Source organism: Streptomyces sp. NPDC030222 (assembly GCF_055573115.1).
On the sequence record NZ_JBVICA010000023.1, the window covers coordinates 31839 to 57690 of the forward strand.

24 protein-coding genes, 1 tRNA gene and 1 pseudogene are annotated in these 25852 nt (G+C 72.6%); 18 read left to right on the forward strand and 8 right to left on the reverse strand.

The annotated features are described in order from the left end of the window. Positions 1–83 precede the first annotated feature (83 nt). From ACZ4Z5_RS27410 to ACZ4Z5_RS27420, 3 genes are all read left to right on the forward strand, one after another. A complete protein-coding gene (locus tag ACZ4Z5_RS27410; RefSeq protein WP_468267315.1) occupies positions 84–1640 on the forward strand; it encodes an alpha/beta hydrolase in 1557 nt (518 codons plus the stop codon). A gap of 129 nt (positions 1641–1769) precedes the next feature. Continuing rightward, positions 1770–1843 (forward strand) — tRNA-Thr (locus ACZ4Z5_RS27415). A gap of 991 nt (positions 1844–2834) precedes the next feature. Then, positions 2835–3782 (forward strand): NmrA/HSCARG family protein, encoded by a 948-nt coding sequence (locus ACZ4Z5_RS27420; protein ID WP_468267317.1) that lies wholly within the window; start codon positions 2835–2837, stop codon positions 3780–3782. 1 nt (position 3783) lies between these two features. Here the strand turns inward: ACZ4Z5_RS27420 and aspA are convergent, their stop codons facing one another. Then, complete coding sequence (aspA, locus tag ACZ4Z5_RS27425) at positions 3784–5313, reverse strand: aspartate ammonia-lyase (RefSeq protein WP_468267319.1); 1530 nt, start codon at positions 5311–5313, stop codon at positions 3784–3786. A 341-nt stretch (positions 5314–5654) separates the two neighbouring features. Beyond that, complete coding sequence (locus ACZ4Z5_RS27430) at positions 5655–6680, reverse strand: asparaginase (protein ID WP_468267321.1); 1026 nt, start codon at positions 6678–6680, stop codon at positions 5655–5657. 272 nt (positions 6681–6952) lie between these two features. Between ACZ4Z5_RS27430 and ACZ4Z5_RS27435 the strand changes: the two genes are divergently transcribed. From ACZ4Z5_RS27435 to ACZ4Z5_RS27445, 3 genes are all read left to right on the forward strand, one after another. After that, positions 6953–7408, forward strand: a complete 456-nt coding sequence (locus tag ACZ4Z5_RS27435) for an Lrp/AsnC family transcriptional regulator (protein WP_468267323.1) — start codon at positions 6953–6955, stop codon at positions 7406–7408. Between the two features lie 70 nt (positions 7409–7478). Beyond that, complete coding sequence (locus tag ACZ4Z5_RS27440) at positions 7479–8438, forward strand: alpha/beta fold hydrolase (protein WP_468267325.1); 960 nt, start codon at positions 7479–7481, stop codon at positions 8436–8438. A 352-nt stretch (positions 8439–8790) separates the two neighbouring features. Further along, the gene (locus ACZ4Z5_RS27445) at positions 8791–12183 is read left to right on the forward strand and encodes an AfsR/SARP family transcriptional regulator (protein ID WP_468267327.1); all 3393 of its coding nucleotides are present in this window, start codon (positions 8791–8793) and stop codon (positions 12181–12183) included. Positions 12184–12235: 52 nt separating this feature from the next. Here the strand turns inward: ACZ4Z5_RS27445 and ACZ4Z5_RS27450 are convergent, their stop codons facing one another. Further along, positions 12236–13903: a bifunctional 3'-5' exonuclease/DNA polymerase gene (locus ACZ4Z5_RS27450; protein ID WP_468267329.1), complete on the reverse strand. Its 1668-nt coding sequence runs from the start codon at positions 13901–13903 to the stop codon at positions 12236–12238. Between the two features lie 120 nt (positions 13904–14023). On the opposite strand from ACZ4Z5_RS27450, the gene ACZ4Z5_RS27455 reads away from it, so the two are divergent. After that, positions 14024–14701, forward strand: a complete 678-nt coding sequence (locus ACZ4Z5_RS27455) for an SMI1/KNR4 family protein (protein WP_468267331.1) — start codon at positions 14024–14026, stop codon at positions 14699–14701. Positions 14702–14926: 225 nt separating this feature from the next. Here ACZ4Z5_RS27455 and ACZ4Z5_RS27460 read toward each other — a convergent pair whose 3' ends face one another. Further along, the gene (locus ACZ4Z5_RS27460) at positions 14927–15787 is read right to left on the reverse strand and encodes an NAD(P)H-binding protein (RefSeq protein ID WP_468267333.1); all 861 of its coding nucleotides are present in this window, start codon (positions 15785–15787) and stop codon (positions 14927–14929) included. A gap of 99 nt (positions 15788–15886) precedes the next feature. Between ACZ4Z5_RS27460 and ACZ4Z5_RS27465 the strand changes: the two genes are divergently transcribed. After that, positions 15887–16372 (forward strand): winged helix-turn-helix transcriptional regulator, encoded by a 486-nt coding sequence (locus ACZ4Z5_RS27465; RefSeq protein WP_468267335.1) that lies wholly within the window; start codon positions 15887–15889, stop codon positions 16370–16372. Continuing rightward, on the forward strand, positions 16369–17589 hold the full coding sequence (locus tag ACZ4Z5_RS27470) for a DUF2786 domain-containing protein (RefSeq protein WP_468267337.1): 1221 nt from the start codon (positions 16369–16371) through the stop codon (positions 17587–17589). The genes ACZ4Z5_RS27465 and ACZ4Z5_RS27470 overlap by 4 nt, the downstream gene beginning before the upstream one ends. A 273-nt stretch (positions 17590–17862) precedes the next feature. Here the strand turns inward: ACZ4Z5_RS27470 and ACZ4Z5_RS27475 are convergent, their stop codons facing one another. The 3 genes from ACZ4Z5_RS27475 to rpmB are packed head-to-tail and all read right to left on the reverse strand — an operon-like array spanning position 17863 to position 18936. Next, on the reverse strand, positions 17863–18342 hold the full coding sequence (locus ACZ4Z5_RS27475) for a hypothetical protein (protein WP_468267339.1): 480 nt from the start codon (positions 18340–18342) through the stop codon (positions 17863–17865). Positions 18343–18394: 52 nt separating this feature from the next. Then, positions 18395–18700, reverse strand: a complete 306-nt coding sequence (gene rpsN, locus ACZ4Z5_RS27480) for a 30S ribosomal protein S14 (RefSeq protein ID WP_468267341.1) — start codon at positions 18698–18700, stop codon at positions 18395–18397. Continuing rightward, positions 18700–18936 (reverse strand): 50S ribosomal protein L28, encoded by a 237-nt coding sequence (gene rpmB, locus ACZ4Z5_RS27485; protein WP_468267343.1) that lies wholly within the window; start codon positions 18934–18936, stop codon positions 18700–18702. The genes rpsN and rpmB overlap by 1 nt, the downstream gene beginning before the upstream one ends. Positions 18937–18995: 59 nt before the next feature. Here rpmB and rpmG point away from each other — a divergent pair, with 59 nt between their 5' ends. From rpmG to ACZ4Z5_RS27510, 5 genes are all read left to right on the forward strand, one after another. Then, a complete protein-coding gene (gene rpmG / locus ACZ4Z5_RS27490) occupies positions 18996–19160 on the forward strand; it encodes a 50S ribosomal protein L33 (protein WP_468267345.1) in 165 nt (54 codons plus the stop codon). A gap of 74 nt (positions 19161–19234) precedes the next feature. Further along, positions 19235–19489: a type B 50S ribosomal protein L31 gene (locus tag ACZ4Z5_RS27495; protein ID WP_468267347.1), complete on the forward strand. Its 255-nt coding sequence runs from the start codon at positions 19235–19237 to the stop codon at positions 19487–19489. Then, a complete protein-coding gene (locus tag ACZ4Z5_RS27500; protein WP_468267349.1) occupies positions 19489–20634 on the forward strand; it encodes a CobW family GTP-binding protein in 1146 nt (381 codons plus the stop codon). Before ACZ4Z5_RS27495 ends, ACZ4Z5_RS27500 begins: the two co-directional genes overlap by 1 nt. A 104-nt stretch (positions 20635–20738) precedes the next feature. Further along, positions 20739–20978, forward strand: coding sequence for a 30S ribosomal protein S18 (gene rpsR / locus ACZ4Z5_RS27505; RefSeq protein ID WP_468267351.1), 240 nt, complete (start codon positions 20739–20741; stop codon positions 20976–20978). 208 nt (positions 20979–21186) lie between these two features. Then, the gene (locus ACZ4Z5_RS27510; RefSeq protein WP_468267353.1) at positions 21187–21429 is read left to right on the forward strand and encodes a DUF397 domain-containing protein; all 243 of its coding nucleotides are present in this window, start codon (positions 21187–21189) and stop codon (positions 21427–21429) included. 110 nt (positions 21430–21539) lie between these two features. Here ACZ4Z5_RS27510 and ACZ4Z5_RS27515 read toward each other — a convergent pair whose 3' ends face one another. Continuing rightward, on the reverse strand, positions 21540–22076 hold the full coding sequence (locus tag ACZ4Z5_RS27515) for an ATP-binding protein (protein ID WP_468267355.1): 537 nt from the start codon (positions 22074–22076) through the stop codon (positions 21540–21542). Positions 22077–22333: 257 nt separating this feature from the next. Here ACZ4Z5_RS27515 and ACZ4Z5_RS27520 point away from each other — a divergent pair, with 257 nt between their 5' ends. The 4 genes and pseudogenes from ACZ4Z5_RS27520 to ACZ4Z5_RS27535 all read left to right on the forward strand — a co-directional run bounded on the left by ACZ4Z5_RS27520 (position 22334) and on the right by ACZ4Z5_RS27535 (position 25831). Beyond that, positions 22334–23242, forward strand: coding sequence for a helix-turn-helix domain-containing protein (locus ACZ4Z5_RS27520; protein ID WP_468267357.1), 909 nt, complete (start codon positions 22334–22336; stop codon positions 23240–23242). Between the two features lie 78 nt (positions 23243–23320). Continuing rightward, complete coding sequence (locus tag ACZ4Z5_RS27525; RefSeq protein WP_468267359.1) at positions 23321–24778, forward strand: aldehyde dehydrogenase family protein; 1458 nt, start codon at positions 23321–23323, stop codon at positions 24776–24778. A 17-nt stretch (positions 24779–24795) separates the two neighbouring features. Next, positions 24796–25016 (forward strand): annotated as a pseudogene (locus ACZ4Z5_RS27530) (mycothiol transferase); the annotation flags it as partial. 173 nt (positions 25017–25189) lie between these two features. After that, on the forward strand, positions 25190–25831 hold the full coding sequence (locus ACZ4Z5_RS27535) for a PadR family transcriptional regulator (RefSeq protein WP_468267361.1): 642 nt from the start codon (positions 25190–25192) through the stop codon (positions 25829–25831). Positions 25832–25852: the final 21 nt, after the last annotated feature.

The following is a 25852-nucleotide window of genomic DNA, read 5'->3' on the forward strand; positions in this document are numbered from 1 at the left end:
CCTGTGTCACTCGTCATACCGGTCTCACTCGTCCGTGGAGTGTACGGAGGCATGTCCGGGAGGAACGCGGTTACGCTCCGAGGATGGACACCAGGAGCCTGCTCCGCACCTCCGCCGGCGTGCTCGTGACGACAGGGCTGCTGATCACCGGCTGCTCCACGGGCGGCTCGACCCGGGCTGCGTCCGCGCCGGACGCCGCGTCGGCCGCCCCGCCGTCGGCCGCCGCCCCCGGACCCGAGCTCGCCCGCTACTACCAGCAGAAGCTGAGCTGGCGGGACTGCGGCGTGACCGGTTTCCAGTGCACCACCATGAAGGCGCCCCTCGACTACTCCAAGCCGAACGGGCAGGAGATCAAACTCGCCGTGGCCCGCAAGAACGCCACGGGCCCGGGAGAGCGCATCGGCTCCCTCCTGGTCAACCCCGGCGGTCCCGGCGGATCCGCCATCGGCTACCTCCAGTCCTATGCGGGCATCGGCTATCCGGCCAAGGTCCGCGCCCGCTACGACATGGTGGCCGTCGACCCGCGCGGAGTGGCCCGCAGCGAGCCCGTCGCCTGCCTCACCGGCAAGGAGATGGACCAGTACACCCAGGTCGACCAGACGCCGGACAACGCGGCGGAGACGGAGGCCCTGGCCACAGCGTTCCGTACGTTCGCCGACGGCTGCCGGAAGCGGGCGGGCAAGGTCCTCCCGCACGTCTCCACCGTCGAGACCGCCCGTGACATGGACATCCTCCGGGCCCTGCTCGGCGACGAGAAGCTGAACTACGTCGGTGCGTCCTACGGCACCTTCCTAGGCGCGACCTACGCCGAACTGTTCCCGGCCCGCGTCGGCCGCTTCGTGCTCGACGGGGCGATGGACCCGTCCCTGACGGCCCGCGCCCTGAACCGCGACCAGACCGCCGGCTTCGAGACGGCCTTCCAGTCCTTCGCGGCGGACTGCATCCAGCACCCCGACTGCCCCCTCGGCAACGACAGCACCGCCGACGCCTCGGCCCGCCTCAAGCAGTTCTTCGCGGCCGTCGACGCCAGGCCCATGACCGTCGGGAAGAGCCGCAGGCTGGTGGAATCCCTCGCCACCACCGGCGTGATCGCCGCCATGTACGACGAGGGAGCCTGGCCCCAGCTCCGCTCCGCCCTCACCAGCGCCATGAACGGTGACGGCGCGCCACTGCTGGCCCTCGCGGACTCGTACTACGAGCGCGAGGCCAACGGTTCGTACAGCAATCTCATGTACGCCAACGCCGCCGTGAACTGCCTCGACCTGCCCCCCGCCTTCGACGGCCCCGAGGCCGTCGACGAGGCCGTCCCCGACTTCGAGAAGGCATCCCCGGTCTTCGGTGAGGGCTTCGCCTGGGCCGCCCTGAACTGCACGTTCTGGTCCACCCCCGCCACGGGCAAGCCCCATCGCATCACCGCCGAGGGCGCCGCCCCGATCCTCGTGGTGGGCACCACCCGCGACCCCGCCACCCCCTACAAGTGGGCCCAGTCCCTCGCCGAGCAGCTCTCCTCCGGCACCCTCCTCACCTACGACGGCGACGGCCACACCGCCTACGGCCGCGGCAGCGAATGCATCGACACCGCGGTCAACCGCTACCTCCTGAAGGGCCTCGCGCCCCAGGACGGCAAGCGCTGCTCATGACCTCCCCGGCGTCCCTTTCCGGTGACCCTCACGGGCCTCCACGGGAGTGCTCCATAAGCCGGTACGGAGCACTCCTCGGGACTGTGTAGACTTGGCGAAGCCGCTGGCCGCACCATTTGTGGACGGCATGCCGCCTTAGCTCAGTTGGCCAGAGCAACGCACTCGTAATGCGTAGGTCTCGGGTTCGAATCCCGAAGGCGGCTCACGGAAAACCCCAGCTCAGATTGCTCTGAGCTGGGGTTTCGTGTTTCAGAGGACCCGGCGACGGCGTCGGGCGCGGGCGGCTCGGGTGCCTGCGGTCTCCGTTTTGGTCTCGGATGCCGGTCTCGGCTGGGGCAGGAAGGCGTCCCCGACGCGGCGCGTCGCGTCCTTCGGCAGGGTGGACCTGTTTTCGTGCAGCGCCGGGTCCGGCTGGTCTGTGTGTGGCGGAGGATATCCCTGACGGTCGGCATGCCAGTCGGCCCGCAGGTCGATCGGCTGGCCGTCCGGTAGCGCGAAGCCGCGTCGCGGCCACGCGGGCCGCTGCTCGGCCTCCGGCGCGTGCTGAACCGTGCGGTAGTCGCGAACATGATGCAGTGCGCGTCACCACGCCCGTCTCCGAGCTCGGAGACACCGAGCTCGGAGACAACGGTACGGGCGCTCTTGAGCCGGATGAACTCGTCGTCCACGCGGGCGGCCAGGCCCGCCAGGATCTGCGGGAACAGACCAGCACCGAACAGGTCGCTGGTATCACCGGCCGGTGGTTCGAACCCGCAACGTCGGCCGGACACCTTCACCTTCCCGAGCTGCGGTCGGCCCCGCCAGCAACGACCGGATTCGCCGAACCGGCAGCCGGTCAGGGCGCGTTCGCCGCGTCCGCCGAGGCCGTCGCAGTCCGACCGCTCTCCGGCCGGGCTCACCGGGGCCCTTGCGGACGTCTGTGGAAGCGGTCGGCCGATGCCTCATGCGTAGGTTTCGGGTCCGCATCCCGAAGGCGGCTCGCGTCCCGGCCGCGTCCCGGCCGCGGGCAGGGCTCGGTCGGGTCTGTGCCGGGGCGCGTTCGGGGCGCGTTCGGGGGCGGCGGCCTGCGCGAGTCCGCGGTGTCGCATCCGCGGATATGTGCGCTTTGCCCGGATCGTCATCGTAGGGTTGCGGCGACATGTTGCCGGTCGGCCGGTCGGACACGGAACGTGCAAGGCGGAGGAGGCGGCGGCGATGGCCGAGAAGCGGATCGTCACGGTGTTCGGCGCGACTGGTCGGCAGGGCGGCGCGCTCGCGCGGGCGGTCCTCGCGGACCCGGACCGTACGTTCGCGTTGCGGGCCGTCACCCGCAAGCCCGACGCGGAGCGGGCGAAGGAGCTGGAAGGGCTCGGGGCGGAGCTCGTCCGGGCGGACCTGGACGACGAGCAGAGCCTCGCCCCCGCTCTGGAGGGGGCGTACGGCGCCTACCTGGTGACCGACTTCTGGCAGCACATGTCCGCGGAGCACGAGAAGACGCAGGCGGCAGCGCTCGCCAGGGCGGCGGCGCACGCCGGGGTGCAGCACGCGATCTGGTGCTCCCAGGAGGACTCTCGTGAGTGCATTCCCCTCGACGACGACCGGATGCCCACCCTCCAGGGTTCCTACAAGGTCCCGCACTTCGACGCCAAGGCGGACGCCGACCGGTACTTCGCCGAGGCCGGCGTCCCCACCACGTTCCTGCGCAGCACGTTCTTCTGGGAGAACCTGCTCGGAGCGTTCGCCCCGCGGCGCGGCGAGGACGGTGCCTTCACGATCACGTACCCCATGGGGGAGAGCAGGCTCTCGGGCATCGCCGTCGACGACATCGGGAGGACCGCGCTGGCGCTCCTCAAGCGCGGCACCGATTTCATCGGTGCCACCGTCAGCATCGCCGGCGAGCACCTCCCCCTGGCCGACATGGCCTCGGCCCTCACGAAGGCCATCGGCGAACCGGTCCGGTACGCCCCGATGACACCGGACGCGTTCCGTGCACAGGACTTTCCCGGTGCCGAGGAGGTCGGGAACATGTTCCAGTACTACGCCGACTGCGAGAGCCGTTTCACCGGGGCCAGGGACATCGAGGCCGTCCGCGCACTGAATCCCGGACTGCAGGACTTCGCGACCTGGCTGGCCGCGCACCGCCACGAGATCCGCTGGACCTGACTCACACGAGGGAGCCCTCGGGGCCCGGCGCGGTCCGGGTCAGCGGTGCGTGCGGCCGGGCGAGGTTGTCCGGGTGCAGGATCCGCTCGAGCTGGTCACGGGTCAGGAGACCCTTGGCCAGCACGAGTTCGTGCACCGACCCGCCCGTTGCGAGGGCCTCCTGCGCGACGGCGGTGGCCTGCTCGTAGCCGATGTGCGGGTTGAGGGCGGTCGCCAGGCCGATGGAGCGGCCGACGAGGTGGGCCAGGTGTTCACGATGGGCGGTGATACCCGTGACACAGCGCTCCGCCAGGGTCAGGCAGCCGGCCCGCAGGTGGTCGAGGCTCTTCAGGAGGCTGTGGGCGATGACCGGTTCGAAGGCGTTCAGCTGGAGCTGGCCCGCCTCGGCGGCCATCGTCACGGTCATGTCGTTGCCGATCACCTCGAAGGCGATCTGGTTCACGACCTCCGGGATCACCGGATTGACCTTGCCGGGCATGATGCTCGACCCCGCCTGGACGGGCGGCAGGCCGATCTCCGCGAAGCCGGCACGCGGACCGCACGAGAGCAGCCGCAGGTCGTTGCACGTCTTGGAGAGCTTGACGGCGATCCGCTTGAGAACACCGGAGAGCTGCACGAACGCCCCTGCGTCCTGGGTCGCCTCGACGAGGTCCCCGGCCACGGCGAGCGGCAGCCCGGTGACCGCGCCGAGGTGCCGGCAGGCGAGCTCCGCGTAGGCGGGGTGCGCGTTGAGGCCGGTACCGATGGCGGTCCCGCCGAGGTTGATCTCGCTGATCAGCGCACAGGCCTCGGTGAGCCGCCGGCGGTCCTCCTCCAGCATCACTGCGTACGTGGCGAACTCCTGGCCCAGCGTCATCGGGACCGCGTCCTGGAGCTGGGTGCGTCCCATCTTGAGGATGTCCGCGAACTCGTCCGCCTTCGCGGCGAAGGCGGAGCGCAGCACCTCCATGGCGTCCAGCAGGCGGTGGGCCGTGAGGAGGAGGGCGACGCGGATCGCGGTCGGATAGACGTCGTTGGTGCTCTGGCCCCGGTTGACGTCCTCCAGCGGGTGGAGGTGGCCGTACGAGCCCTTGGGGTGGCCGAGGAGTTCGAGGGCGCGGTTGGCGATGACCTCGTTGGCGTTCATGTTGGTGGAGGTGCCCGCGCCGCCCTGGATGACGTCGACGACGAACTGGTCGTGCAGGGCGCCGCCGCGGATCTCCTGGCACGCCGCGGCGACGGCATCGGCCTTGGCGCGGTCGAGCAGGCCGAGTTCGCGGTTGGCGAGGGCGGCCGCCTGCTTGACGGCGGCGAGGGCGACGACGAGGTCGGGGTGGGCGGCGACCGGGGTGCCGGTGATGGGGAAGTTCTCGACGGCGCGCAGGGTGTGGATGCCGTAGTAGGCGTCGGCGGGGACGTCGCGGTCGCCGAGCAGGTCGTGCTCGCTGCGGAAGGCGGCTGCGGCCGGGGCCTGCGCGGTCCCGTCTCCGGTCCCGGTGTCGGCTGCGGTCGTCCGGTGGCTGGCGGGGGTCTCGGCGTGTGAAGCGGACATGCGTGGCGGCTCCGGAGGAGGCGGGCTGGTCGTGCGCGGGGGGCGCACCAGGGCGGGGGTGTGGCCATCCGGCCATGGGGCGGCGGCCTGTCGGGGGGCGGCGGGCCGGGGCATCGTGGGGGACAGAGGTTTTTCGTCGGACGGGGAGAGGGAGTCGTCGGGGCTGCTGTGTGGCCGTCAGGACCGGCAGTGACCGATGGCGCCGGTGCGACTGAAGTGGTTGGCACGAATGAAGTTGCTGGCGTGACTGAAGCGGCTGGTGTGGCTGGACTGGTTGGAGTGCTTTCGGACGGACGGCCCCGTACACACCGCGTGGGCCGGGGCGGACACGGCGACGGTGGTCATGCCGGAACGAACACGTCGGTCGGCGCGGCCTCGCCCAGAGCCCGCCGCAGCACTCGCGTCCGCTCCGCCGCCTCGGAGGAGGCGAGGAGCGCGGCGAGCACCGCGATCCGGGCCTGCCCGGCCCGCAGGGTGCCGGTCGGGACCGCGCCGGCGGCGACGATGTCGACGGCGCCGCCGTTGGTGTAGATCTCCGTCACGGGCCCGGAGGGCACCCTCGTGGTGAGGGCGACCAGCACGCCGGACGCGACGGCGGAGGCGACCGCGTCGGCCATCTCGGGTGTGGCGTTCCCCGCTCCGGTGGCGACCAGGACCAGACCCTGCGCCCCGGCACGGACGGCGGCTTCGAGGAGGACCGGGTCGGCGTCGCTGTGGTGCATGACCATGTCGACACGGGGCGCCGAGCCGTCCGCCGGAGGGAACGGCGGCAGCGGGAGGGTGGCGCGCCGCTCGGGCCGGCGGAGCACCCGTATGCCGCTGAAGCGGACGTCCGCGAGGTGCGCCGGGGCGGAGGGGTCACGGAAGGCGTCGGCGGCGACGGTCTCGGTCTTCACCGTCCCGCGGGCGGCATGCGCCTTGCCGTTGAAGACGACGAGCACACCGAGGCCGCGGGCAGCGTCCGAGGACGCGGTGAGCAGGGCGTCGTGGAGGTTGCCGGGCCCGTCGCCGTCCTTCGTACCGAAAGGCAGCTGGGCGCCGGTGAAGACCACGGGACGCGGGTCGTCGTGGTGGAGGTCGACGAGGAACGCCGACTCTTCCAAGGTGTCGGTGCCATGGGTGACGACGACGCCGTCGACGCCCGGGTCGGCGAGTACGTCGTGCACCGCGCGCAGCAGCGTGAGCTGGTGGGCCGTGGTGAGGCGGGGGCTGTTCACGCTGAACAGGTCCACGATCTCGACCGTGACGCCTTCGGGGACGGCAGCGGTGGCCATGACCTCCCTGCCGTCGGCGTCGGCGGAGTAGCCGGAACCCTGCCAGCGGCTGGCGATGGTGCCGCCGGTGCTGATGACGACGATCCGTCCCACGGTGAGCTCCTTGTGCGGGTCGGGTCGCGGGTGGCTGGTGGCCGGGGGCCGCGACGGGTTCGGTGGTGCGTGGCGACACGGGCGCCGGAGAGGGCGGGACGCAGACAGGTGGCCCGGCCTGCTCGTGGCTCGGCCGGGCCCGCCATGTGCGCTGGGCGCCCACTCCGTGGGTGCTGGAGCGGTCGTCCGATCGCAAGGATAGTGAGAAAAGCACGCAATACGATCGCGAGTTTTGGCGGACAGGAGCCGAATCCAGGGTCGATAATTGCGCAATGGACGACATCGACCGCCATATCTTGCGTGAGCTCCAGAGCGATGGCCGGCTGAGCAACCAGGAGCTGGCCCAGCGGGTGGGACTCACCGCCTCCCCCTGCCTGCGCCGGGTCAGGCAGCTGGAGGAGGACGGAGTGATCAGGGGCTACCGCGCCGTGATCGACCCCGAAGCCGTCGGCCGGGGCTTCGAGGTGCTGGTCTCGATCGAGGTGAAACGGGACCGCGAGGCCGTGGAGGCCTTCGAGGCGGCGCTCCAGGACATCCCCGACGTCATCGAGGCCTACCGGCTGTTCGGCAGCCCCGGCTGTCTGCTGCGCATTGCGGTGGCCGACCTCGACGCATATGAGCGACTGTGGATCGAGAAGCTCACGGCGCTCTCGGGCGTCACGGAAGTGAACTCGCAGATCATCATGAAACGCATCAAGGAGCCCAGCGGGCTGCCGGTTGAGCGCTGAATACACGGTTCCGCGTATACGGGAACGTCTACGGTACGTCCGGCGTACGGCTGGGGCGGTGGTGAGGGCGATGAGGCAGGTACCCACGCGGCACGGCCTGGTCTCGGTCCACGAGTACGGCGCGCCGGAGGGGCCCTCGGGCACGGTGGCCGGGCCCCCCGGCCCTGCCCCCGCCCCTGGCCCCGCCCTCGTCACCGGTGCCCCGGCTGGTGCCGGCGCCGTGACCGATACGGGCTCCACGGGCGGGCGCGACGCCGACGGCACGTCCCCGGTGGTCCTGCTGCACGCGAATCCCGGTGACCACCAGGACTACGCGGCCGTTCTTCCCGGACTCGCCGCCCATCACAGGGTCCTGGCCGTCGACTGGCCCGGGTTCGGGTCCTCGCCCGCTCCGGAGGATCCGGACGGGATGAGCGCGACGGCGCTCGCCGAATGCCTCGCCGACCTGGTCGGGACCCTGGACCTGGAACCCGCCGCCTACATCGGGAACTCGGTCGGCGGGTACGCGGCGGTCCGGCTGGCCGTCGCCCACCCGGAGCGGGTACGGACCCTGGTCCTCGTCAACACCGCGGGCTTCACCGCGACCGACGCCCTGACCCGGGCGTTCTGCCGCCTCCGCGGAACGCGCACGGCGACCCGGCTGCTGTCCGTCGCGCAGGGCAGCCTGAGCAATCCGCGGCCCAACGAGTACGTACGGGAGATCCTGCGGCGATACCGGGCGCAGCTCGCCGACCCCGTCGCCGTGGCGGTCCAGTCCGCGATCTGGCGCAGCTTCGCGCATCCGGACGTGGATCTGCGGCGGCGCGCCGCCGGGGTGTCGGCACCGACGCTGGTGGTGTGGGGACGCCGGGACCCCGTGCTTCCCGTCGCGGACGCCCGCCGCGCCGTGTCGGTCATTCCGCGGGCGCGTCTGGTGCTGCTCGACGCGGGCCACGCGGCCTTTGCGGGTGCCCCGGACGCGTTCCTCGCGGAGGTGCTGCCGTTCCTCGCGGCCGCCGAAGGGGATCGCCGGGAGCGGCGGGCCACTTGAGGGCGGAGGGCGGGCGTGCCGACCGGACGGACTTTCGGCCTCGCCGGCTCGTGCGCGCCATTCCGTTCGGCGTCGCACGTGCGACGCCGAACGCAACTGCGAGTAAGAGGTGTTGGGCGCAGGGGCCCGAGATGCCGGTCGTCCGGGAAACGGGACGAGAGCCCCGGTCAGTCGCTGTGCTGAAGCCGGGGCTCTCTCTGTCCCCCGAGTCCGGCCGTGGCGGCGACACTCCCCCGAGTGTGGCGACCCACCCCGCGCGCCGACTGTGCCGGACCCGATGGCATGACCCAATCAATCGGCACCAACGGATCGCTAACATGTGGCCAACGGTCATTCCCTCTGGAGGGTGCGGATGCGGTTCGGCCTGATCGGCCCGCCGGTGGTGCTGGACGACACGGGTGTGCCACGGGCCGTGGGCAGCCCCAAACTCCGTGTTCTGCTCGCCGCGTTGCTGTTGCGGCCCAACCGTGCTGTTCCCGTCGAGGACCTGAAGCATGCACTCTGGGGCGACCGACTTCCGCGCTCCGCCCAGGCCTCGCTGCACAACCACGTGACGCGGCTGCGCCGTCTGCTCGCCGAGGACGGCCGGCTGCGGGCCGCGCCCTCCGGATACGTCCTGCGGGTCGAACCCGGCGAACTCGACACCGAGATGTTCGACGCGCACGTACGGGCCGCCCGCGCGGCGATCTCGGCCGGCGACTGGGAGGCGGTCTCCGGTGAGACAGGAGCGGCGCTCGACCTCTGGCGGGGCGAGCCGCTGACCGGCCTGCCGCCGGAGGTGGGCGACCGCGCGCTCGTGCGGCACCTGGCGGAGGCACGGCTGCTGGCGCTGGAGTGGCGCTACGACGCGGAGCTCCACCTCGGCCGGCACGACGCGCTCGGACCGGAACTCGCCGCCCTGGTCGCCGAGTTCCCGCTCCGGGAGGCCTTCCACCGGCAGTGGATGCTCGTCCTGCACCGCACAGGACGGCAGGCCGAGGCGCTCGCCGCGTTCCACGAGCTGCGGCGGACGCTCGTGGAGGAACTGGGCGTCGATCCGGGGCAGGCCGTCCAGCAGGCCTACCAGGAGATACTCCGCAACCCGTCGGCCGCGCCCGCTCCGGTGCCCGTACTACGGGCCCCTTCCCCGATGCGCGGTCCCGTGCAGGTGCCGGGACCCGCGTCGGCACCTCCGCAGGCACAGACGCGGAAGCAGGCACCGGCACAGAAGCAGTCACCGGCACAGGATGCGCCCGCACATCCGGGTCCGCAGGCGTACCCGCCCGCGCACCCGCACACGTACCCACAGGCAGCGAAGCACTCCCAGGTCCGGACCCCGGCCGGCTCCCCGTCCCGGTCCCGGGTCCCGACCCCGGCGCACACCCAGCGCCAGCCGCAGCCGCAGCCGCAACACCAGCCTCAGCCTCCGCGGCAGGCGTCACCGGCCTCCCGGCCCGGCCTCCCGGACGGGTCCGCCGCCCCTGCCGTCCTGCGCGGCGCCGTCAGACCGGCGCAACTGCCGCCCACCCCCGCCCACTTCACCGGCCGCGAGACCCTGATCCGCGAACTGCGGGCGGCCGTTTCGCCCGCGGACACGACCGCCCGCCCCCAGGTCGCCGTCATCAGCGGTATGGCGGGAGTCGGCAAGAGCGCGCTCGCCGTGCACATCGCCCATGCGCTCAGCCCCGCATTCCCCGACGGACAGCTCTACATGAACCTGCACGGGCACACGCCGGGCATGACGCCTCTCGCGCCCAGCCAGGCACTCGCGGCCCTGCTGCGGGACCTCGGGGTCGACGCGCGGCTGGTCCCGGAGGAGCAGGACGCCTGTTCCGCGCTGCTGCGGTCCACGCTGGCGGACGCCCGCGTCCTTCTCGTCCTCGACGATGCCGCGTCCGCCGCGCAGGTGCGGCCGCTGCTGCCGGCGGCCCCGGGCTGCGCGGTCGTCGTCACCAGCCGCTCCCCGCTGACCGCACTCGACGGTGCGGCCCGCTTCCCGCTGGCGCCGTTGTCCGACGAGGACAGCGTCGGTCTGCTGCGGGCGGTCTCCGGCCGGGACCTGGACGGGCACGCGGAGCGGATCGCCGAACTCTGCGGCCGTCTCCCGCTCGCCCTGCGCGTGGCCGCCGCACGGCTCGCCGCCCGCCGGGCCCTGTCCGCCGACACCCTCGCAGGGCTGCTCGACGCCGAGGACGGACGCCTCGACCACTTGGAGTACGACGATCTCAGCGTGCGCCGATCGCTCGCCGTCGCCCACGACGCCCTGGACGCGGACGCCGCGCTCGCGCTGCGCCGCATGGGCGCCCTGGACCTCGCCGAGTACGAGGCACCCGTCCTGGCCCGGCTGATGGACACCGACGAACGCCGTGCCTCCGCCGCGCTGGAACGGCTCGTCGACGTCGCGCTGCTGGAGGAGATCTCGTACGGGAGGTTCGCCCCCCACGATCTCGTACGGGACTTCGCCCGCGAACTCGCCGTACGCCACGACGCCGCGCCCGCCCGGGAGGCCGCCACCGAACGCGCCCTCAAGTGGTACGCGGAGACCGTGCGGCAGGCGAGCCTCGCCGTGCTCCGCAGCGACGGGGAGAACGAGCGGCGGCTGCCGCCGCCCATCGGCGATGCGCCGCCGTTCACCGGCATGGAGCAGGCATTCGCCTGGGCGGACCGCGAACTGGCCAATCTCGGCACGCTCGTCGAACGGTACGTCCTTGCCTCGCCGACCGTCCTGCTGCTCGTACGGTGCTGCTTCCCGTTGCTGCAGAACCGTGGACGTTTCCCCGAAGTGCGTGCCCTCAACCTGCTCGCCCTCGACGCGGCGAGGGCCGGCGGGGACATCCACGCCGAGGCCCACGCCCTCGTGGACCTCGCCGGGGCGTACTTCCTCTCCGGACGGTACGAGAAGGCGCTCGGGCTCAACGACGAGGCGATGGAGCTGTGGCGGCGGCTCGGCGCCGACGAGCGGCTGCAGCGCGGGCTCGGCAACCGCGGCATGCTCCTGGAGAACCTGGGCCGGCACGCGGAGGCGGCGGAAGCGCTCGAACAGAGCCTGGAGTGCGCACGCCGGCTCGGCGACGCCTACGGCGAGGCGATCGTCCTCAGTCACCTCGGCAATCTCCACGAGCACACCGGGAACGTCCGGCTCGCCATCGACTACCACACCCGCAGCCTCGCGGCGGGCGACCTGCTGGGCAGCGACCTGCTCCGCCACACCGCGCTCTGCAACATCGGCTACGCCCACCTCGCGCTCGGTGAACCGGACGCGGCCGTCCCGCACTTCGAGGCGAGTCTGCGGGGCTCCGGCGCCTGCGGTGACTGGCACGCCGAGAGCGAGGCCCGTATCGGTCTCGCCCGCGCGCTGCGTCTGCTCGCCCGCTTCCCCGAAGCGGAGGCGGAATGTCTGGGTCTGCTGGAGCGGGCCGTACAGCGCGGCGACTGCTACGCGGTGGGGCGGGCGCGGCACCAGTACGGCCTCGTGCTGCACGCCCGCGGCGACGTCACCGGCGCCCGTGAGCAGTGGCGCCAGGCCCTTGACGTCCTCGCCGCGCTCGACGGAGCGGACGAGAAGGTCATCGGAGACCTCGAAGAGCTGCTGGCCCGCCGGTTCAGGGGAGTCCGGACCGGGCCCGTCTCCGCCCCATGTCCCACCCCCGAGCCGCATCGGGAGCCCACGCCCGAGCCCCAGCCGGATCGGGAGCCCACGCCCACCCCCGAGCCGGATCACGAGCCCACACCCGGGACCGGTCAGGTGACAGCGCCGTCCCGGTAGGCGGGCGCCGAGGCCGGGAACCGGCCGGGACGGGAACCGGGCAACCGCCGCCTCACTTGGCGTCCGCGTAGCACTCCACCACCGCTGTCGTGAACGGGAACCGCACCGGCGTTTCCCCGAACGCCACCCGGCCGGCCAGGTCCGTGGCCGCGCGGATCGCGGCGGAGACGGCCGCGGCCTCTTCCTCGGGGCAGTGGACGATCACCTCGTCGTGCTGGAAGAAGACCAGCTCCGCCCGCATACCGCCGGCCGCCAGGGACTGCCGCAGCGCCGCGAGCATCAGCAGCGCCCAGTCCGCCGCGCTGCCCTGGACCACGAAGTTGCGGGTGAAGCGGCCCCGCGCACGCGCGTCGGAGGACCCGGGGGCGGACGCGGCGCCGTCGTCCTGCGGCAGTCCCGCCTCGCCGTCCTCGTCCCCGGCGGCCCGCGGGCTGGTGCGGCCGAGCCAGGTGCGCACCATACGGCCCTCCTCGCCGGCCCGCGCGGCGTCGTCGACGTAGGCGACCGCGCGGGGGAAACGGCGCCGGAGCATGGCGAGGTTCTTCAGGCCGTCGCCCGAGGTCTGGCCGTAGATCGCGCCGAGGAGGGCGAGTTTGGCGTGGTCGCGGTCGCCGGAGAACGCCCGGTCGGACAGCCTTCGGTAGAGGTCGTCCTGGTGGCCCGCCACCTCCATCAGCCCCGGGTCGCGGGAGATCGCCGCGAGGACGCGCGGCTCCATCTGGTCGGCGTCCGCGACCACGAGCCTCCAGCCCTCGTCGGCGACGACTGCGCGACGGATCACCCGGGGGATCTGCAGCGCCCCGCCGCCGTTGGTGGTCCAGCGGCCGGAGACCGTGCCGCCCGGCAGGTACTCGGGCCGGAACCGGCCCTCGCGCACCCAGTCCTGGAGCCAGCTCCAGCCGTGCGCGGTGTAGATGCGGTACAGCTTCTTGTACTCGATCAGCGGACGGACGGCCGGATGGTCGATCCGCTCCAGCTCCCAGCGCCGCGTCGACCCGAGCTTGATGCCGGCCCCGGCGAAGGCCCTCACCACGTCCGCCGGCAGTTCGGGCCGCACCCGTCGGCCGAACGCCGCCGACACCTCGTCCGCCAGCTCGGCGAGCCGGCGCGGTTCGCCCCCGCCCGCGTAACGCTCGCCCAGCAGTTCGTGCAGCACCGCACGGTGGACATCGGCCCGCCACGGCAGGCCCGCGGCGTTCATCTCCGCCGCGACGAGCATCCCGGCCGACTCGGCGGCCGTCAGCAGCCGCATCCGGTCGGGGTGCGCCGCCCGGTCGTGGCGGCGCTGCTGCTCGGCGTACACCGCCAGGAGCCCTTCGAACGGGACGTCCGTCCCGGCCTGCGGCTCGAAGAGCGACGACTGGGAGCCGGGCACGGCGGCCCGCGCCGGCGGGTCGGCCGGCACCGGTCCGCCGTTCAGCCGGGCCAAGGCGGCCGCGGCCGAGCGGGGCTCGCCCATCCGTCCCTCGTGCCCGAGCAGCAGCGATTCCGCGTCCTCGATGTCGTAGCACCTCTCGACCCGCACCCCGGCCCCGAGGAGCCGCGGGTACACGTCGGCCGTGGACCGCCACACCCAGCGGCCGACGTGTGGCCGGGTCCTGACCGCCTCGACCAGGTCCCGCTCGCGGGAGACCTCACCCGCGGGCAGCCCGTCCCGGCCCAGTGCGACGAGCAGCGCCCCGCCGTCCTCGGTCCCGTCCAGGGCCCACCGTTCGGTCATGCATGCGAGTGTGGCACCGGGCACTGACATCGACCGGGCACGCGGGTTCCGGCGGTCGGCGCGGCGCCGGAGGGCCGCGGCCGGACCGGCGTTGTCAGAGGGTGCTCGTACGGTGTCCGCATGAGCGCAAAGGTGTGGGCGGGGGTCCGCGAGCGGGTGCTGGCTCTGGCGGGGGCGCCGGGGGCGGAGAAGGTCTTCGGGTTCCACGGGCACGGGTTCGGGCTGGAGGAACCGCTGGCGGCCGGGGAGCTGGCCGAGCTGGAGGCACGGCTGGGAGTGCGGCTCCCGGAGGACTACCGGGACTTCCTCCTCCACGTCGGCGGCGGCGGGGCGGGCCCGGCGTACGGGGTGTTCCCCGTGCGGAGGGGCACGGACGGCGCGTGGGCGTGGGACGGCGACGGCGGCGGCCTGACGGTTCCGGACCGCGTCGCCGAGCCGTTCCTCGTCGAGCGGCCGGACGCGGAGCTGCTCGCGGCGCTGGAGGCGGAGTGTCCCGACGAGGACGACTTCGACGACCTGGAGGAGTACGACGAGGCGTACGAGGCCTGGGACGAGCGCTACTCCTCCGTCCTCTGGTCCGAGGACCGTACGGCGGGGGCGATATGCCTGTGCCATCAGGGCTGTGCGATGCGTCAGTGGCTGGTGGTGACCGGGCCGGACCGCGGCCGGATGTGGAACGACGATCGCTGCGACGGCGTCGACCTGCGTCCGCTGACCGATGACCGGGGTGAGCCCGTGACCTTCGCCGACTGGTACCTGGGCTGGCTGGACGAGGCGGAACGCACGGTCGGGGCGTAGGGCACGGTCCGGGGGAACCCCCGGTCGGCGTCACGGCACGCGTGGTCGGGGTGGCAGGCCCGGTGGGGGTGTAGCGCACGGCCGAGGTGGCAGACCCGGTAGGGGCGTAACGTCCAACCGAGGCGTCACGGGGCTCCGGGAGGCCGCACCCGCAGGTCGTCGGTACGGGCGCCGCGGCGGCCGCAGGGGGCGGCCGGCGGCCCGGGCCAGCCCCCTCACGGTCGGCTAGAGGGCCGCCGGGCGGGCCCCGGCAGCTCCGGCACGCCCCTCGGACGCCCGCACCGTCGACAGGTACACGTCCAGCGCGGGCCGGGGCGCCCGGTCACCGAGCAGGGCGCGCAGGTCGCCGCTGTCCGTGCGGTCCAGGAGGCCCGCGGCGATCGCCGCGTACGTGCCGACCAGCATCGGCACCTGGAACGGCGCGGCGCCGGAGGCCGTGACCGCCGCCCGGACCTGTGCGAGGGACACCGGTTCGTACGGCACGGACAGCGCCGCCGCGAGATCGGCCGCGCCGAGGGCGCGCTCGCCCGTCAGCTCGTACACCCGGCCCGCGTGGGCGGCGGGGTCGAGGGCGACCCGGGCGGCGACGTCCGCCAGGTCCTCGCGCGCCACCGCGGCCAGGCGCCCGTCGCCGAGGGGTGCGGTGAGGGCGCCGCCCGGGCCGGGCGCGGCGATGTGCGCGAGGAATTCCGCGTACAGACCGTTGCGCAGCACGGTCCAGGGCACGGGCGAGGAGGCGAGCCGACGCTCGGTCCAGCGGTGCGCGAGGGCGTACGGAAGGTGGTCGTACCCTGCACCGCCCGCAAGGCTGGTGTAGACGATGTGGGACACCCCGGCCTTCTCTGCGGCGGATATCGCGGCCTCGTGGCGGGTGAGCACGACGTCGTCCTCGCCGGCTCCCGCGGAGATCAGCAGCAGCGTGCCGACGCCGGAGAAAGCCGCGGGGAGCGTGCTCGGATCGTCGAAGTCGACGAGACGGCCGTCCGGGGCGGGTCTGCGGGAGCCGAGCAGGACGTCGTGCCGGCCGGCCAGACGCCGTGCGATCAGGGTGCCGAGTGCGCCGGTCGCGCCGGTGAGCAGGAGCATGGAAGAGACCCCCGTGGTCGGTGGTTCGGGATGGATGGCGGGCACAGCCGCCGGGACCATCCTGGTGAGGGGCGCGACTGCGCGTAAGGAGGCACTTTGATGTCAGTGGGGCACACGGAGGTGACCACCCGTGCATCCGCGGGGCGGGCCGTCTCCGGGCGGGCCGGCACGGGGCCGGAAGCCGTGGGGGCGGATGCCGTCGGGTCGGCTGCGGACGGGACGGAGCTCGTCTGCTCGCCGCACGAGGACTGCGGCATCAGGGACGTCCAGGACCGGCTCGGGGACAAGTGGTCGGTGCGGGTCGTCGTCGAACTCAGCGCGGGCACACGGCGGTTCCGTGAGCTCCAGCGCGCCCTGCCCGGCATATCGCAGCGGATGCTGACGCTGACCGTGCGCCGGCTGGAGCGTGACGGGCTGGTCTCCCGGACCGTGCACCCTACGGTCCCGCCACAGGTCGAGTACGCGCTGACGGACATGGGCCGCAGCCTCACCCATCTGATCAGGGCACTCGCCGACTGGTCCGTCGTCCATCGAGAGGCCATCGCCACCGCGCGTCGCGCCTGGGACGAGGCCGACGGACAGTGAGTACCGTCGACAAGGCGCTGGCCGCCGCCCTCTACGCCACGGACGACGGGTCCCTCGACGCAGGGGCCTCCCTGCTGGCCGCCGACCCGTCGGCGGAGGGCGAACTGGCCCGCCGTGGGGAGGAGTTCATACGTCAGGCGTGGGAGCGCGGCTGGCAGCCCGCCGACGTCCTGCGGCTCGTGCGGCGCGACCTCGACACGCGCCACGTACGGCTGGCCGTCGAGCTGATCACGGCCGAGACCCGACGGTACGACCGTCTCCCGCCCCGCTGGACCGCCCAGCTCGCCGGGCTCGACGACCCCGCGGAGCCCTCGCGGGTCACCGACCGTTTCACCCACGCCGGCACGGTGCTGGAGCTGTACCGGATGCTGGTCCGGCTGCCCGCGATAGAGCCCGCGGGGCCGGTGCCGCGGCCCGGCGCCGGGGCGCTCGTGCCGCCGCCGCAGCACGGCGAGCCGCGCATGCTCGCCCGTATCCGTGCCCTGCTCGCCAAGGCGGAGGCGACCGGATTCCCCGAGGAGGCCGAGGCACTCACCGCCAAGGCCCAGGAGCTGATCGCGCGACACAGCATCGACGACGCCCTGCTCGCTGCCCGCGGCGGGGGCCGCGAGGTGCCGGCCGCCTGCCGGATCGGCGTCGAGGCGCCGTACGAGAGCGCCAAGGCGATCCTCCTCGACGCCGTCGCGACCGCGAACCGCTGTCGCGCGGTGTGGCACGGCGACCTGGGTTTCTCCACGGTCGTCGGCTTCGAGTCGGACCTGGAGACGGTGGAGCTGCTGCACTCCTCGCTGCTGGTGCAGGGCACCAGGGCGATGACGCGGGAGGAGGCCGCGCTGAGGGCCGCAGGGCGCGGACGCACGAAGACGTTCCGCCAGGCCTTCCTGCTGGCGTACGCGTACCGGATCGGCGACCGGCTCGCCACGGTGGTGGACTCGGCCGCGGCGGAGACCGGGGACGAGGGTTCGCTGCTGCCGGTCCTCGCCGCGCGCGACGTGGCCGTCGCGGACCGTACGGCGGAGATGTTCCCCGAGACCACCACCACCCGGGTCCGCGGCGCCACCGATCACGACGGCTGGCGCGCGGGGACCACCGCGGCCGACGATGCGTCGATGCCGTCGTCCGCCCCAGGCCTCCCGCCCCGCGAGGGCAGAACCCGCGGTGGCACATCTCGCGGCGACACGCCTCGCCGTGGCTCACGGGGGGATGACGGACTTTGACGGTGAGGCGGGCCGGACACCCTGCCGATGGCCTCGGATGCCGGGGGCCGATGCACGGACGGCCGATGTGCGGCCGGCCGATGCGCCGACCGGCCTTCGCCGGCCCCGCACGCCGGGGTCGGCTGCCGACGGCCGGGCGCCGGAGAGTCGCCCGGCCGCTCGGGATCCCGACCGGCAGGCGGCAGACCTGCCGCCGGGCGGGAGGCCGGCCAGGGGTGGCGTCCCGCCGCCCTGCCGGACATGCCCCCGCCGTCGGCTCCGACGCCGCCGCTGTCAGGAAGCGGGAAGGCTCGGGAGGCCGTTCGTCGGGATACCAGCCGGAAGGTCGCCGCCGGTCTTGGTGAACGTGTCGGTGGTGCCGCCGCTCCACTTGACCGTGATGGTCTTGCCGTCACCGCTCTTCTCGACCATGCCGTTCGTGCGGTCGGTGTTGCCGTCCGCGCACTTGAGCACCAGCATCGCGGACCCGTGCTCGACGACCTTGCCCGCGCAGGCGTGCTCGCCGGACAGCACGGCGTCGGTCCCCGTGACGGCGAGCGCGATGCCCTTGCCGTTGCTCTGGGTGCTCCACAGACCGGCGAGGTCGGCGGCCTTGGCGTCGGCCCCTCCGCCCGCGCCCTGGGTGGACGCGGCTGTGGGCGTGCCGTCGGCCTTGTCGCCGCCCTTGTCGGAGCCGCTGCCGCAGCCGGTGAGTACGAGCGCGGCGGCGAGCGCCGCGACGGCCCCTGCGGTACGGACGTACTGCTTGTGCACTGTTCGGTCCCCTTGGTATGGACTGACGGACCGCGTCAAGCTACCAGGCCTGCTACCACGACGACTTGGTGACGCCGGGGAGTTCCCCGGCGTGCGCCAGCGTGCGCAGCCGGATCCTGGAGAGTCCGAACTTCCTTACGTGGCCGCGGGGCCGGCCGTCCACGGAGTCGCGGTTCCGTACCCGCGTGGCGCTCGCGTCCCGCGGCTGACGTCGCAACTCGCTCTGCGCGGCGAGCCGTTCGCGCTCGCCCGCCCGCGGGTCGCGGATGATCGCCCTGAGTTCGGCGCGCCGTGCCGCATGGCGTTCGACGATCGCCCTGCGCTTCTCGTTCTTCGCGATCCTGCTCTTCTTCGCCATCAGACCTTCACCCCGCGGGCACGGATGCGGGCGACGGCCGCCTCGATCCCGATGGTGTCGACCGTCCTGACGGCCCGGGCGCTCAGGGTGAGCCGCACATAACGGCCTTCGCCGGGCAGCCAGTACCGCTTGCGCTGGATGTTCGGGTCGAAGCGGCGGGAGCTCCGTCGGTGGGAGTGGGAAATCGTGTTGCCGAATCCGGGCCGGGCGCCGGTCAGCCAGCAGTGTGCGGACATGTGAGGGACCTCTCTTCCTCGCTTTATGAAAACGGTAACCGTTTCCATATACTAGGCCCATGGCTCGCAACGAACTCCGCCCGGTCATCAAGCTCCGGTCCACCGCCGGTACCGGATTCACCTACGTCACCCGCAAGAACCGCCGGAACAACCCCGACCGGCTGACCCTCCGGAAGTACGACCCGGTCGCCGGCCGGCACGTCGACTTCCGCGAGGAACGCTGACGCGGACCCGGGAGCGAAGCAGACCCCGGGGACAGACCGGCAGTAGAGACAGACAGTAAGGAGGCGACAGACACATGAAGCCCGGAATCCACCCCCCGTACCGACCGGTCGTGTTCCGCGACAAGGCGGGCGGCTTCGCGTTCCTCACGCGGTCGACCATGACCGGCGACAGGACGGTCGAATGGGAGGACGGCAACACCTACCCCGTCGTGGACGTGGAGATCTCCTCCGCGAGCCACCCCTTCTTCACGGGCACGGCTCGCGTCCTCGACACCGCCGGACGCGTCGAGCGCTTCGAGCGGCGCTACGGCCGGCGTGAGGCCCCGTGATGGCCGGAGGACTCCCGGTCGCCCTGGTCGGCGGGCTGCACGCCGAGGCCCGCAAGGAGGTCGTGCGGCGGCTGCTCGACACCGTCCCGGGCAGCGTCGCGCTCCACCACGACCTGGCGACCGCCGCGACCGGCACGGTCCGCCGCACGGTGCGCGACGCGTCCGGCGAGCGGGACGCCGGCGAGGCGCCGCTGGTCAACGACTGCGCCTGCTGCGCCCTGCGCGAGGACCTGGTCCCCGAGCTGGAACGGCTCGCCGCGGCAGGCCGGACCCGGCTCGCGATCGTCGAGCTGTGGGACTCGGTCGAGCCGAAGGCCATGGCCGAGGTCGTCGCCGGGCACGGGGACCACCTGACCGTCACCGCAGTCGTCACGGCCGTCGACCCCGCCCTGCTGCTGCCCTTCCTCGCCAACGGCGACGACCTCGCCGACGTCGGCCTCGCCGCCGCGGCGACCGACCGGCGGACCGTCGCCGACACCTGGGCGCGGCAGCTGGAGTACGCACCGGTGCTCGCCGTCGTCGACAGCGAGCGGGCCGACGACGAGGACCGTGCGCTGCTCGCCCAGCTCCATCCGACGGCTCGCCGCATACCGGCCGCATCGGCCGAGCTCGCCGGGGCCGTGTTCGCCGACTTCGACGTCGAGGCCGCCGCGGCCCGTCAGCACCCGGCGTGCGCCCTGCTGCCCCAGGAGGCGGAGGACCACGGCGTCGGCACGCTGGTCTGGCACCGCACCCGGCCGTTCCATCCCGAGCGGCTGTACGCGGCGCTGGAGGACCTGACCTGTGCGGCGGCCCGCAGCCGCGGCCGCTTCTGGCTGGCCGACCGGCCCGACACGCTGCTGGCGTGGGACGCCGCGGGCGGCGCCCTGTGCGTGGAGAACGCGGGCCCCTGGCTCGCGTCGTTGCCGGACGCCGCGTGGGAGCTGGTGCCGCCCGTGCGCCGGGCCGCGGCCGCGCTCGACTGGCACCCCGAGCACGGGGACCGCTGCCAGCACCTGGTCTTCACCTCGCCCGGCCTCGACCGGGACGCACTCGCCGAGCTCCTGGAGTCCTGCCTGCTCACCGACGTCGAGTACCGGGGAGGCGAGGAGGCCTGGCGGCGTCTGCCCCGCGCCTTCGACGACCTGCTCGACCCCGTCTCGTAGGGCCCGAGCCGGCGAACCGATCCACGACGTTCGGATTCCCGACGTACGGATCCCCGGCGAACCGACCCCTCACCCACCGACTCCCTACGGAAGCGAAGGACCGCATGGCCCGCCGTACCGACCGCAAGCCGCCGAAGTCCCGGCCGAACCCACTGGACCGGGCAGGCATCGACTACATCGACTACAAGGACACCGACCTCCTGCGGAGGTTCATCTCCGACCGCGGGAAGATCCGCAGCCGCCGGGTCACCCGTGTCTCGGCGCAGCAGCAACGGCAACTGGCCGTCGCGATCAAGAACGCCCGGGAGATGGCGCTGCTGCCGTACACCACCTCCGCCCGCTGACGCCTCTCCGACCGCCGGCGGCCTTCGCTCGCCGGCGCGGGAGCCGGAAGGCCGCGGACCGCGTCTCTTTCCCTGTGCAGCCGGAGAACGCCGCTGCTGTGTAGCTGGAGAACCACAGCGCGTGCACGTGCATATGCTCATGCGTGTGCATGTGAACGCAGCTATGATCCGGGGAAGTTGACCTCTGCACCTTCTTTGGGGGCGGCCTGTGCACCAGGCGTACAACGGCATGGCGGCCACAGAGCTTGAGGGAGTCGTCTGGCAGAAGAGCCGGCACAGCAACTCGCAGGGATCGTGCGTGGAATTCGCCAGACTTCCGGGCGGCCGGGTGGCGGTCAGGAACTCACGGCACCCCGACGGGCCCGCGCTCGTCTACACGCGGGCGGAGATAGAGGCGATGCTGCTCGGGGTGAAGGACGGGGAGTTCGACCACCTGGTGGCCGGGGGCTAGGCACCGCCTCCCGACGACCGCGCCCCGCCCGACGCCAACCGCCGTTCCGGCGTCAGGCGTCGGGCACGCGGCGGCCGTGGCGCGTGCGCCGGCGCCCGTACTCGCGCCGGCTACTGTCCGACGGCCGGCAGCCGGAACAGTGCCCAGACCACCTTGCCGTGCCGCGTCCCGCCTACCGGCAGGGCCTCTCCCTCGCACAGGGACGAGGGGTGCCAGCCCCAGCTGTCGCAGAACGACTCGACCAGGAACAGCCCGCGGCCCGACTCCGCGGAGCAGTCGTCGGTGCAGTCCGCCGCCGGCCGCACCGCGGGGCCCTCCTGGCTGGGGTCGCGTACCGCGCACACCAGCCGTGAGGCCCAGCGCATCAGATGCAGCCGCACCGGGGGGTCGGTGTCGCGGGCGGCGTCGGCGGGCAGGGCGTGGCGCAGCGCGTTGGTGACCAGTTCGGAGACGACCAGGGCGACGTCGTCGAAGGAGTCGGCCAGTCCCCAGCGGTCCAGTGTGGACCGGGTGAACTGGCGTGCCCCGCGCACGGCTTCGTACCGGGCGGGCAGTGCGCAGGTGGCGGAGCCGGACACGGCCGCGGGGTCGAGCGGGGGCAGGCCCCGCCGTAACGGCTCGAGCATGGTCGATCCATTCGTCCCCATGCGAGGCACTCCCGGGATTCGCGGCCGTGGCGGTGAAAAGCGCAAGACGAACGAGCACGCAGGTGCGCGGGGACCATGGTTCCCGAATGCGTAGGGCGGATGCAAGGGCAGATGCACGTGCACGCGCCCGACTTGGCCGACACCGTGCCGGTTCTTGGCTGTTTATTCCATGGGGCAGATTCCAGGGTTGGCCATTTCCGTAATCGAACGAGTACGGGCTGAAGCGCGATTGGTGGCAGACTGCGGCTCACCGTCGGATGGGGAGGGTGGGAGAAGTGACCGCAGGTGACTGGGGACACGCCCAGGCCGGAGGCCCGGGCGGGGGCTCCGTGGTCCGGCGCATTCTGCTGGGCTCCCAGCTCAGGCGTCTGCGCGAGTCGCGCGGGATAACCCGGGAGGCCGCCGGATACTCGATCCGCGCGTCGGAGTCAAAGATCAGCCGCATGGAGTTGGGACGGGTGAGCTTCAAGGCCAGGGACGTCGAGGACCTCCTGACGCTCTACGGAGTCACGGACGACGCCGAGCGCGGCTCCCTGCTCGCCCTCGCCAAGGAGGCCAACGTCGCGGGCTGGTGGCACAGTTACGGCGACGTGCTGCCCGGCTGGTTCCAGACGTACATCGGCCTGGAGGGCGCCGCCTCGCTCATCCGGGTCTACGAGGTCCAGTTCGTCCACGGCCTGCTCCAGACCGAGGCGTACGCACACGCCGTGGTCTCCCGCGGAATGCCGGGCGCCCCGGCGGCGGAGATCGAACGGCGTGTCGCCCTGCGCCTGGAGCGGCAGAAGGTCCTCGTCTCCGAGCGGGCGCCGCAGCTCCACGTCGTCCTCGACGAGGCCGCGCTGCGCCGCCCCTACGGGGGCCGGGACGTGATGCGCGCCCAGCTGAGGCATCTGATCGAGGTATCGGAGCAGCCGGACATCACCCTTCAGGTGATGCCGTTCAGTTTCGGTGGCCACGCGGGGGAGAGCGGGGCCTTCACGCTGCTGCGCTTCCCCGAGTCCGACCTGTCCGACCTCGTCTACCTGGAGCAGCTCACCAGTGCGCTGTATCTGGACAAGGCGGAGGAGGTCGGTCAGTACGAGCGGGTCATGGCCCGGCTCCAGGCGGACAGCCCGGGTGCGGCGGAGAGCCGCGACCTCCTCCGTGGCCTGCTCCAGCTGTCCTGATCACTCCAACAGGCTTGACCCGTCAGTAGGATGACAATCGCTCACAGGAGTCTGCACCGGCCTGCAGTAAGGGATCGCATGTCCTTCTTCACCGACCTGGCTCACCAGTACATAGACGGCGAGTGGCGGACCGGCAGCGGCTCGTGGGACATCATCGACTTCAACCCGTACAACGGCGAGAAGCTCGCCGCGATCACCGTGGCCACCGTCGCCGAGGTCGACGAGGCCTATCGCGCCGCCGAACGGGCCCAGGTGGGGTGGGCGGAGACCAATCCCTACACCCGGCGGCTGGTCTTCGAGCGCGCCCTGCGGATCGTCGAGGAGCGCGAGGCCGAGATCGTCGAGGCCATCATCGACGAGCTGGGCGGCACCCGGCCCAAGGCCGCGTACGAGGTCCGTCTCGCCAAGGAGTTCCTCCGCGAGGCCGTGCGGATCGCGCTGCGTCCCGAGGGGCGGATCCTGCCGTCGCCAGTGGACGGCAAGGAGAACCGCCTCTACCGGCTTCCCGTGGGTGTCGTCGGTGTCATCAGCCCCTACAACTTCCCTTTCCTGGTCACCCTGAAGTCGGTCGCCCCGGCGCTCGCGCTCGGCAACGCCGTCGTCATCAAGCCGAACCAGAACACCCCGGTGGTCGGCGGCGGCCTCATCGCGAAGATCTTCGAGGACGCGGGCCTGCCGCCCGGGCTGCTGAACGTCGTGGTCACCGACAGCGCGGAGATCGGTGACGCGCTGATAGGGCATCCCGTACCGAAGGTGATCTCGTTCGCCGGCTCGGACCGGGTCGGCCGGCACGTCGCGGCGGTGGCGGGGAGCCTCTTCAAGCGCGTCGTGCTGGAGCTGAGCGGCAACAGCGCGCTCGTCGTGCTCGACGACGCCGATGTCGACTACGCCGTCGACGCGGCCCTGTTCAGCCGGTTCGTGTACCAGGGCCAGGTCTGTATGGCCGCCAACCGGATCCTGCTGGACCGGGCGATCGAGGATGAGTTCACCGAGAAGTTCGTCCGCCGCGTCAAGGAGCTGCGGACCGGTGACCCGGCGGATCCCGGCACCCACATCGGGCCGGTCATCAACACCTTCCAGGCCGAGGCGCTGTCCGCGTTCGTCGACCAGGCGCTCGCCGAGGGTGCGACCGCACTCGTCCGGGGCGCCACCCGGGGCACGCTCGTCGAGCCGACCGTGCTGGCCGGTCCGGCCGGGGATTCGGCCCTCGCCCAGCAGGAGGTCTTCGGGCCGGTGGTGCTGCTGTCGTCCTTCGACGACGAGGACGAGGCGGTCCGGATCACCAACAACAGTCCGTACGGGCTGAGCGGCGCCGTCCACACCGGCAACGCCGAGCGCGGTGTCCGCTTCGCCAAGCGCATCGTCACCGGGATGTTCCACGTCAACGACTCGACGATCCAGGACGAGCCGCTCGTCGCGTTCGGCGGCGAGAAGCACTCCGGACTGGGCAGGCTGAACGGCGACGCGACGGTGGAGGCCTTCACCACCCAGAAGTGGATCTCCGTGCAGCACGGCCGTACCGAGTTCCCCTTCTAGGGGCTGAGCACCCTCCCGAGGAGTTCATCCGGTCCGTGCCGAGTCCGGACGACACGTTCCCGCTGCCCGACGCGCCGTGTTCCCGAAGGGGGGCGGGGTGTCGATGTGCCGGCTGCTGCTGCGCCTGGTGGAGGAGATCGGCCGCCACGCGGGCCACGCCGACATCGTCCGGGAGTCGCTGGACGGGAAGACCGCCTTCGCGCTCGTGGCCCTGGAGACCGGAGAGAGTTGGGACTGATCCCGGCGGCCGCCGTCTGCAGCATCTGGCCGGTCCCGGACCGCCCCCCCGGGACCGCATCCTCGGGCCCCCGGAACGGCCCGCCTGATCGGCAGCCCGCCCGGACGTATCCGGCACACCGCCCCGGCCTCTCCCGGTAACCTAGTCAAAGTTGATGAGAACGGGAGAGGCCGATGTCCGCGATCCGGCTGCTGGTCCTCGGAGCCGTACGCCAGCACGGGCGCGCGCACGGCTACCAGGTGCGCAACGACCTGGAGTTCTGGGGCGCGCACGAGTGGTCGAACGCCAAACCGGGGTCGATCTACCACGCGCTCAAGCAGATGGCGAAGCAGGGACTGCTGCACGCCCACGAGACCGCCCCCAGCACCGTCGGCGGCCCCCCGCGCACCGAGTACGAGATCACCGAGCAGGGCACCGCCGAGTACTTCGCGCTGCTCCGCGAGGCGCTCACCTCGCACGGCCAGAAGACGGACGTCCTCTCTGCCGGCGTCGGCTTCATCGTGGATCTGCCCCGGGGCGAGGCGGTCGCCCTCCTGAAGGAACGCGTCCGGGGCCTGACCGAGTGGCGCACGACCGTCACCGAGTACTACACCCCCGGCAGCGGCACCGAAGAGCTCGGCCACATCGGCGAGATCATGAACATGTGGGTCCATTCGGCCGATGCCGACGCGGCCTGGACCCGCGGCCTGATCGAGCGCATCGAGGGCGGCGCCTACACCTTCGCCGGGGAGGGCGAGCCGTTCGTCGGCGTCCTCGCGGACGGCCAGGAGAACCCGTACGCGACGGGGACGCCCCACGAGGACGACGAACGCTGAACGGCCCCGCCCGGACCGGCG

Coding starts and splice junctions, on each gene's coding strand:
- ACZ4Z5_RS27410 (WP_468267315.1), top strand. CDS start 84: ATGGACACCAGGAGCCTGCTCCGCACCTCCGCCGGCGTGCTCGTGACG.
- ACZ4Z5_RS27420 (WP_468267317.1), top strand. CDS start 2,835: ATGGCCGAGAAGCGGATCGTCACGGTGTTCGGCGCGACTGGTCGGCAG.
- aspA (WP_468267319.1), bottom strand. CDS start 5,313: ATGTCCGCTTCACACGCCGAGACCCCCGCCAGCCACCGGACGACCGCA.
- ACZ4Z5_RS27435 (WP_468267323.1), top strand. CDS start 6,953: ATGGACGACATCGACCGCCATATCTTGCGTGAGCTCCAGAGCGATGGC.
- ACZ4Z5_RS27440 (WP_468267325.1), top strand. CDS start 7,479: ATGAGGCAGGTACCCACGCGGCACGGCCTGGTCTCGGTCCACGAGTAC.
- ACZ4Z5_RS27445 (WP_468267327.1), top strand. CDS start 8,791: ATGCGGTTCGGCCTGATCGGCCCGCCGGTGGTGCTGGACGACACGGGT.
- ACZ4Z5_RS27450 (WP_468267329.1), bottom strand. CDS start 13,903: ATGACCGAACGGTGGGCCCTGGACGGGACCGAGGACGGCGGGGCGCTG.
- ACZ4Z5_RS27455 (WP_468267331.1), top strand. CDS start 14,024: ATGAGCGCAAAGGTGTGGGCGGGGGTCCGCGAGCGGGTGCTGGCTCTG.
- ACZ4Z5_RS27460 (WP_468267333.1), bottom strand. CDS start 15,787: ATGCTCCTGCTCACCGGCGCGACCGGCGCACTCGGCACCCTGATCGCA.
- ACZ4Z5_RS27465 (WP_468267335.1), top strand. CDS start 15,887: ATGTCAGTGGGGCACACGGAGGTGACCACCCGTGCATCCGCGGGGCGG.
- rpsN (WP_468267341.1), bottom strand. CDS start 18,700: ATGGCGAAGAAGAGCAGGATCGCGAAGAACGAGAAGCGCAGGGCGATC.
- rpmB (WP_468267343.1), bottom strand. CDS start 18,936: ATGTCCGCACACTGCTGGCTGACCGGCGCCCGGCCCGGATTCGGCAAC.
- rpmG (WP_468267345.1), top strand. CDS start 18,996: ATGGCTCGCAACGAACTCCGCCCGGTCATCAAGCTCCGGTCCACCGCC.
- ACZ4Z5_RS27495 (WP_468267347.1), top strand. CDS start 19,235: ATGAAGCCCGGAATCCACCCCCCGTACCGACCGGTCGTGTTCCGCGAC.
- ACZ4Z5_RS27500 (WP_468267349.1), top strand. CDS start 19,489: ATGGCCGGAGGACTCCCGGTCGCCCTGGTCGGCGGGCTGCACGCCGAG.
- rpsR (WP_468267351.1), top strand. CDS start 20,739: ATGGCCCGCCGTACCGACCGCAAGCCGCCGAAGTCCCGGCCGAACCCA.
- ACZ4Z5_RS27515 (WP_468267355.1), bottom strand. CDS start 22,076: ATGGGGACGAATGGATCGACCATGCTCGAGCCGTTACGGCGGGGCCTG.
- ACZ4Z5_RS27520 (WP_468267357.1), top strand. CDS start 22,334: ATGGGGAGGGTGGGAGAAGTGACCGCAGGTGACTGGGGACACGCCCAG.
- ACZ4Z5_RS27525 (WP_468267359.1), top strand. CDS start 23,321: ATGTCCTTCTTCACCGACCTGGCTCACCAGTACATAGACGGCGAGTGG.
- ACZ4Z5_RS27535 (WP_468267361.1), top strand. CDS start 25,190: ATGTCCGCGATCCGGCTGCTGGTCCTCGGAGCCGTACGCCAGCACGGG.